The sequence below is a fragment of the Fischerella sp. genome (assembly GCF_013388695.1).
Classification (GTDB): Bacteria; Cyanobacteriota; Cyanobacteriia; order Cyanobacteriales; family Nostocaceae; genus PCC9605.
In genome coordinates, this window is record NZ_JACAEU010000002.1 from 48,697 (window position 1) to 56,290 (window position 7,594).

Below are 7,594 nucleotides of genomic sequence, written 5' to 3' on the forward strand. Positions count from 1 at the left end.
GAAAGTTAATAATGCTAAATATTATCCCAGAAACAAACGAAGAAATAGCAAAGATTCGCCAAGTAATAATAGATGCTTTTGGTCGAACAGAAGAAGCTGACCTTGTAGACAAAATCCGTCACTCTCCAAATTTTATACCCGAATTGTCGCTCATAGCAGTAGAAAATCAACAGGTGCTAGGGCACATTCTTTTTAGTCGTATAGTTATTGAAGCGCCTCAGCAAACTATTCCAGCACTAGTACTGGCACCACTAGCAGTTATATCATCACGCCAGCACCAAGGTATTGGTAGTAAGTTAATACAAGCAGGTTTATCAAAATGCTGTGAATTGGATCATGCCATTGTCATAGTTATTGGAGAGCCGAATTATTATCAACGCTTTGGTTTCCAAACAGCAAGCGAATTCGGCTTGCAATCATCATTATCTATTCCCGATCCAGTATTTATGGCATTAGAGCTAAAACCTAATGCTTTGACAAATATTAGTGGTATGGTGCGTTATCCTGAATACTTTCAGGAAGTTTGAGAAACTTTTATCTGGCGTTTTCCAAGTAAATTGAAAGATTTTATCGCCATAAAACATACGGTTTTTGCTGTTCAGATAACTTGTCAGCCATTAACAGCAAATCCTCCCCAGGTAGGGAAGATTTGCAATAAAATGGATATCTTGGCTGTCTGCTAGTGTAATCATAAAATATTGCTATTCTATCGCCATATATAGGTATTTTACCTCTATGAAAAACGTTGCCAGTATCTGCAAAAACTACTGTGCCAGCAGAACCTGTGCATGATTTCCAATGCGATGGCGATAAAACATTTTGCATTCTTTTTTCTTGAATATATCCCTGTTTATATCCTAAAGAATTAGCTATTTTTGATGTTAGGGACTTTGAAATATACTGAAATGGTCCATAATCTTCATTTATATCATTTAAATACACGATCGCTTTCAGAATTTTTCTGTCTTCTACATCTATATGCCAGAGCCTAGATTTACGTTCGACTTGATTGGCAATATCTCTGCGAAAATATGCACCATGATAAGCTACGGGCAAACCAATATAATTCTCAGCAATATTGAGTAAACGCTGTTCGAGTCCCCACAGAAAAATTTCTGGGTACTCCATCATTTGTTCAGAACTAGCATGAACAACATACTCATTGTTATCACCAGAACTACCTTTTGGCAGTTTTGGCATTAAATTTTTTGCTGCTGCAAACATTTGCTCTGTAGAAGGGATACATAAAGCTTCTAGTGAAGTAACTACTACTCCTTCACGTTTAATAGCCTCAACCAAGTTCCAATCTGCAGTTGAAATAACAGGTAGACGAGCAAAGTGTTGTTCTAGCGCTGCTTGATAATCTCGTTCTGCTTGATTTAGCAAGAACGAAACTTTATAAACATTTCTTAAGATTCGATTACGTAGCTTTTTAACAAGAACACTCATATTTTTACCTATTTTTTTTGTATGAAATTGTTCTGATGTATTTTAAGTAGTGTTACGTGTGTTTGTCTAATTAATTGTCTTGATTTTTACAAAAAATTTATTTTTGCTTAACAAAACTAGCTATGCGATCGCCAAATTCTAAAAAATATGAATGTTCTTAAACAAAAGAGTACTTCATGACGTAAGGTTCCGGAGAAAATTATACAAAGTTCTACTATCAAATCTATTTGTATAATCTGGCTTTATGGCTGTATTTAACTATCTACTTACTGTAAAATTCATGACGTGAAAGTATTTCGAGAATTTCTGGTGACTCGGCGCAGCATTTTTATTTTTAAAAAAGTTATGAAAATTAGACAAGCCTTGAACGCAGACAAGACTATAAAGGAGTAGCAGGAATCATGCGATTAATTGTGATTTTAATTTTGCTGGGACTATTGACTGCGTGTACTACCACCGTACTTGCACCAACAAGTCAATTAGTGGAAAAAGCGATCGCACTTCAGTTAGAGAAAACCCAACAGCAACTCAACCAACAATTGGATCTAGATTTCCAAGGATTTAAAATAAATCACCTATCAATTAATCAAGAAAAACCTCTGACTATTCAAAATCTGCTAACTTACCGCGTTCGTGGAACGTATAACCTCACCTTTAAACTGCCAAAACGTCAGTTAACACAACCACAAAAACCGTTTGAAGTTTATTTGCAACTTCAACAAGAAGGTAAAACTTGGCGGTTGCTGCTTCCCGAAAAAATCGGCAAGGACACTGAACCTGTTTGGCACAGCTATCTGATTCAGTAGTTAATGGTTATGAGTTGGTTGTTGTTTGTTGATTGTTGGTTGTCCCAAACAACTACCAACTACCAACAAACAACAAAATCCAAATTATTGTGTGTAACTCTAAAAACCATCACAAGCATTTCTGCTTCTCTCCTCATCCAAAGTCAAGATGGAAGCGATACCTCTACAGGAGAGAAGATTGTGTATTTTAACTTTTTTATCAGCTCTAGTATCGGAGTTGTAGCTTTAGTGCTGCTAATTTTCAGTGTATTGCAATGGTTTCATGTACCTGCTGGTAGTTTCCTTGACTGGGTAATTGGTGGTGCAAGTTTTTGGTGGCTGTTAGTGATTGTAACTGTGCCGTGGAACGTATATTTTAAAGCAAAAGAAGTATTAGCAGAAGGAGAACAATCAACTGAAAAAGAAATTCCCGTAGATGAGAAACAAGTTGATTACGTTAAAGTTTTAGCAAAGCGATCGCTTATTATTGCCATTGCCTTACACCTATTCTCAGCTGCTGGTCTTTATATCCTATCCGCCACAGGTATTAGTGCTGTAGGATACGTTGGTTCTGGTGCGGCTTTACTGTTAACAGGTTTACGTCCAGCTATCAGTGCTTATGAATATTTATATGCACGCCTGAATTTAATTCGTGATGAATGGAAGTATCCCCGAGAAGATATATTTGAACTCCGCAACCGCTTTTATACGCTAGAAGAAAGTATCAAGCGTTTAGAAGAACAACTTAATCCAGAAAATTCTTACTCAGTCGTAGCAAATCAACAGCGTTATGCAGAAGAAACACGTAAAGAATTAGCTCGGATTTCTGCTAATTTAGAAGAATTACGTGCTACAAATCAGACAGAACACGAACGTTTAGCAAGAGATGCACGAGCTACGATCGCCCAACTTTCCACTGATGGACAATTTCTCGATCATGTTCGTGAAATTATCAGATTCTTTAAAACAGCATAAACGCAACTGAAGATACTAAAGCCGATGAAATTTACAACACTGAAGTATTATTTTCTGTTGCTTGGATAAATGTTTCAAACTCACCATTAGCAGTCCATTGAATTGCTCCATCTCTGCCTGTAAAGTATAGTTTTGTCTGACTTTGGTTTTCTTCTGGTAAAGCTTTTTGGTCAATGTTGGCGCTAGGTGCGATCGCCACTTGTGGTTGCAAGGTAGTAACCAATTCTTTTAAGGTCTCACCAGGACACCACAACACTTGCGGACGAGGTAATCCTCCTGTTTGAACTAGCTGACGTATTTCCGTGGGTTTGAGATTGCCTACTAATAGCCAATATTGACCCTGAATCTGCATTTGTAAAATCGGCAATTCATTGTTAAGTAATTGAGCAACAATTGCATCAGTACTGATAGTTTGACCTACTGGCAAAGCTTGGTAAAAGCCCTTTTGCTTTTGCACTACTTGTTGAATTACTTGACGATTGAGGGCATTTTCCTGAGTAGGAGCACAATCATAGAAGACTTTAATCGGCAAACTTTGCAACACTTCTAGCCAACTATTGCTACCGTTGTGTTCAAAATCAAAAGCGATCGCCCAATCGATTTGATTCACACCTTGTTGTTGTAAGAACGGTAAGATTGTGAAGCGTCCTGTTTCCTCATTACCACTATTAATTAGCGTTACCTTACCTCTATTTTGAACCACCAAAACAGGCTGTTCGCCAGCTGCCAATACCGTGATCCGAAATAGCGTATTTACAGAGTGCCACATCGGAATTAGTACCAACCCAAGGGCAATGAAACCAGCAAGCCACCATCGTTTTTGCCACCAACGTATCAACCAAACTAATATAATCAGCATATAAATAGCTAGCAGCTGCCAAGTACCAATTTTGCCGACAGCATAAGAATTTCCTGGTAGATTGCAAAAAAATTCTACTAGCTTGATTAACCAATCAGTAGGGTAATGCAATACTCCAGCTACAACAGTGCCAGTTTCCGGTGCAATTAACGCAACTACAGCGCTAACAATCCCACCTATACTAATAACTGAAATCAATGGTGTGCTAACAATATTCAGCAATAGACTATAAATTGGCACAACTCCAAATACAAAAAGTTGAAGTGGTAAAGTCCAGATCGTAGCTGCGAGGGGAACAGCAATTAAAGAAGCGATCGCAGGTGGTAGCCATTCCAAACGTTGAGTCAAGGGCGGTACTGTAACTATCAACCCCAACGTTGCTAAAAAACTTAACTGAAATCCTAAATCCCAAATCCACAGAGGATTAAACAACAATAACAGAGTTGCCGCAACCAGCAGCGATCCTAGTTGTTTAACTTTGCGCTTTAATCCTAGAGCAATTAAAGCAGCAAATCCCATAATTACAGCCCTTAGCACCGCAGGTTGGAAACCTGTCAAGCATAGAAAAATAATTAAAGCTAAACTACCAAGGGTAATTTGGGTTGATTCTTTGAAACCTTTTGTCAATCCCAACACTACACCCAAAATCAACGAAGTTTGGAATCCAGACGCAGCCAAAGCATGAGCTAAACCAGCTTTGACAAACACATCACGGGTATCATAAGGTAAATCAACAGCTTTGCTACCCAACACCATCGCACTCACAAGCGGCCCTGCTGGAACACCCAAAGACCGAACTTGCGATCGTACAATTCTTTCTCGAACTTGCCACCATCCCCATTGATGTTGTTCTTCATGCAACACATTTACTAGTCTTCCAACCAAACCAGCAAATGTTCCTTCTTGCTGAAGAAATTTTTGAAAGTCAAATCCACCGGGGTTTGATGGTGGTTTCGGTTTGTACAAAACGCCAGTCACAGCAATTTCTTGCCCAGAGTGCAATCCAGTAGCCTGAAGTATAGGCACTGTTACATATAACTTACCTGTTACACCTTTACTTGCACCTGCCGATCCCTTGTCATTTTTAACTTCATCAAGCTTAGTTGCTTGTAGCCAAAACTGTCCTCGCTGACTGCGAGTTAAGCGCGGTGTACTCACCACCTCACCACGCACAATAAAAATTTGTTCTTGGTTATTATTCTCTGATGGGACAAACTTACTGATATCGTTTGCTCCCGGTTGAGGAACTCGTAGTGAAAAATACAAAGTTGCCAATAATCCCACCACCCCAGCAATTAGCCATATCCTTGGGTGAGGAATAGTTGACAACAGCTGTGGTGCTGTCTTGGTTTTTTGCGAGATTTTCTGTAGGATCAAGCGTCGTCTTTGAAAAATAACTGCTCCCACTACACCTAAAAGCATCATCCAAACGCCACCCCAAGGAATTGCTGTAAACAGCAACCCAATAATGTAACCAAGACAGATAATCACACCACTTGCTTGAATCATCACAATTCTTATGAAAATACCTAGCGACTAAAGTCGCAGCTACAAAAACAAAGTCCGCGCAAGCGGACTTCATCAAGCCTGCATAGGCAGGCTTTGTTTGTGTAGCCTCAGACTTCTAGTCTGAGGGCGTTTTTTATCTTTGGCAATACCCAGATCACAAAGACATGCCTAATTTCAATCCCAATACAACATGAACAAGCATCAAACAAAGTGCTGTACTACCCAAATATGCATGAAGTGCACGTAATCCAGGTTTATTGCCACCAAATTTACTCAAAGAAATTGCACCATTAATCCCCAGCAATAACAGCAAAATTGAACCAGTCCAAAAATGAGAACTTTCAAAAATTGACTGACGCTGCATTACTAGAGACAATACACCACCTGTGTAACCTAGCACCATAAATAAAAACATCCACGGTACAAGTTTGCGATGATCACTGCGACTTTTCATCGCTACTTCTTTATCTTCAGCAAGTCGCCCTCGCCAACCAGTGAACCCTACAAAGCTTCCCATCGCAAAGATTACAATTCCCATCATTGCTGGGTGTCCCCAATGCACTATCGGTTCGGGGATGCCTAAATTACGAAACCAAGCAGCTATCGGTTCTAGAACCTCAGTCAAATTAACCATCTTATTCACACCATCACTTAGTTTTCACATTCCCTTCAATAACACAGAATCTATTTCCCCATTTTGGGGTTGGGGATATATGCGTAAGTCATAACTTGGCAAGAGATGCCAGCAAGCTGCTTGGATTAGAGCTACACTAACGCATCTCCAAATCATAATGTAATGCTAATCAGTTGCTGATTGAGCCAGCTATCTGATTCAACAGTGGAAAACCCAACTTTTCTCGCTGTTCCACATACAGTTGCGCTACCTTGCGTGCTAAATGCCGAATTCTGGCAATGTAGCGAGTCCGTTCGGTAACTGAAATTACACCTCTTGCATCCAGCAAATTGAATGTGTGCGAACACTTCAATACATAATCCAAACTGGGTAAAACTAATCCTCGCTCTGTTAATTGTTGCGCCTCTTGCTCGTACATATTAAATAAAGTCAGCAGCATTTCTGGATTTGAGGCTTCAAAGTTGTAAACACACTGTTCAATCTCGCCTTGGAGGTGAACATCTCCATATTTAATATTGTCCGTCCACTGGATCTTAGCGATCGCCTCCACTCCCTGGAGGTACATAGTCAGTCTCTCCAGACCATATGTCATTTCAATCGATACAGGACGACAATCAATTCCTCCACACTGCTGGAAGTAGGTAAATTGGGTAATTTCCATCCCATCTAGCCACACTTCCCAACCAGTACCCCAAGCGCCTACGGTTGCATCTTCCCAGTTATCCTCCACAAATCGGATATCGTGATCTTCCGGACGAATACCTAAAGCCCGTAAGGAGTCTAGATAAATATCCTGGATATTATCTGGCGAAGGCTTAATCAGCACCTGGTACTGATAATAATGCTGAAAGCGATTGGGATTCTCGCCATAGCGACCGTCAGTAGGGCGACGACAAGGTTCAACGTAAGCAACTGCCCAAGGTTCTGGCCCCAGTGCTCTTAAAAATGTATGGGGGTTCTTGGTTCCTGCTCCCTTCTCAATATCGTAAGGCTGAGCGATCAGACAACCGCGTTGACCGCCAGGTCTCTCTGAAAGAGACTCGCTCCAAAATTTGTGCAAAACCTCTATTACCGACTGAAAATTCACAACAACCCTTCCGTAAACTCAACATTGCCTAACCCATTGTTGCCTAAACTCAGCACTGTGAGCAGTTTTGGAATATCAAAAAAAGTAGTTCAAAAATTTTTTCTCAAAATAGTTGACAAAGGGATGTGGAGTAGCTACTATAAGAAAGTGCCTTCGGAGCGGGCACGAAACAGAACCGCTCGGGTGGCGACCGAACCATGAAAACAAGATAGTTTTGAAAGCCATTATAAAGCACCTTGCCTGCGGGAGTAAAGAATAAAGACCGAGGCTGAGGTCAAAAAATAAACAGCCGGATA

7 protein-coding genes are annotated in these 7,594 nt (G+C 40.2%); 3 read left to right on the plus strand and 4 right to left on the minus strand.

The genetic code is table 11. The features are described 5' to 3' along the window. The first annotated feature begins 11 nt into the window (after positions 1-11). A complete protein-coding gene (locus HXY43_RS00300) occupies positions 12-527 on the plus strand; it encodes a GNAT family N-acetyltransferase (protein WP_290878581.1) in 516 nt (171 codons plus the stop codon). Between the two features lie 40 nt (positions 528-567). Here the strand turns inward: HXY43_RS00300 and HXY43_RS00305 are convergent, their stop codons facing one another. Continuing rightward, positions 568-1,449, minus strand: coding sequence for a 2OG-Fe(II) oxygenase (locus HXY43_RS00305; RefSeq protein ID WP_290878583.1), 882 nt, complete (start codon positions 1,447-1,449; stop codon positions 568-570). Positions 1,450-1,850: 401 nt separating this feature from the next. On the opposite strand from HXY43_RS00305, the gene HXY43_RS00310 reads away from it, so the two are divergent. Both HXY43_RS00310 and HXY43_RS00315 read left to right on the plus strand, forming a co-directional pair. Beyond that, entirely contained in the window at positions 1,851-2,255 is a 405-nt protein-coding gene (locus tag HXY43_RS00310; RefSeq protein WP_290878585.1) for a hypothetical protein, read from the plus strand. Between the two features lie 180 nt (positions 2,256-2,435). Beyond that, on the plus strand, positions 2,436-3,209 hold the full coding sequence (locus tag HXY43_RS00315; RefSeq protein ID WP_290878587.1) for a hypothetical protein: 774 nt from the start codon (positions 2,436-2,438) through the stop codon (positions 3,207-3,209). 31 nt (positions 3,210-3,240) lie between these two features. Here HXY43_RS00315 and HXY43_RS00320 read toward each other — a convergent pair whose 3' ends face one another. From HXY43_RS00320 to glyQ, 3 genes are all read right to left on the minus strand, one after another. Then, complete coding sequence (locus HXY43_RS00320) at positions 3,241-5,577, minus strand: ComEC/Rec2 family competence protein (RefSeq protein WP_290878589.1); 2,337 nt, start codon at positions 5,575-5,577, stop codon at positions 3,241-3,243. Between the two features lie 154 nt (positions 5,578-5,731). Further along, positions 5,732-6,211: a DUF4079 domain-containing protein gene (locus tag HXY43_RS00325; protein WP_290878591.1), complete on the minus strand. Its 480-nt coding sequence runs from the start codon at positions 6,209-6,211 to the stop codon at positions 5,732-5,734. A gap of 169 nt (positions 6,212-6,380) precedes the next feature. Next, positions 6,381-7,298, minus strand: a complete 918-nt coding sequence (glyQ, locus tag HXY43_RS00330; RefSeq protein ID WP_290878593.1) for a glycine--tRNA ligase subunit alpha — start codon at positions 7,296-7,298, stop codon at positions 6,381-6,383. Between the last annotated feature and the right edge of the window lie 296 nt (positions 7,299-7,594).

What these genes read in the sequence shown, in the direction of transcription:
- HXY43_RS00310 (WP_290878585.1), top strand. Translation starts at nt 1,851, where the DNA reads ATGCGATTAATTGTGATTTTAATTTTGCTGGGACTATTGACTGCGTGT.
- HXY43_RS00320 (WP_290878589.1), bottom strand. Translation starts at nt 5,577, where the DNA reads ATGATTCAAGCAAGTGGTGTGATTATCTGTCTTGGTTACATTATTGGG.
- HXY43_RS00300 (WP_290878581.1), top strand. Translation starts at nt 12, where the DNA reads ATGCTAAATATTATCCCAGAAACAAACGAAGAAATAGCAAAGATTCGC.
- HXY43_RS00305 (WP_290878583.1), bottom strand. Translation starts at nt 1,449, where the DNA reads ATGAGTGTTCTTGTTAAAAAGCTACGTAATCGAATCTTAAGAAATGTT.
- HXY43_RS00325 (WP_290878591.1), bottom strand. Translation starts at nt 6,211, where the DNA reads ATGGTTAATTTGACTGAGGTTCTAGAACCGATAGCTGCTTGGTTTCGT.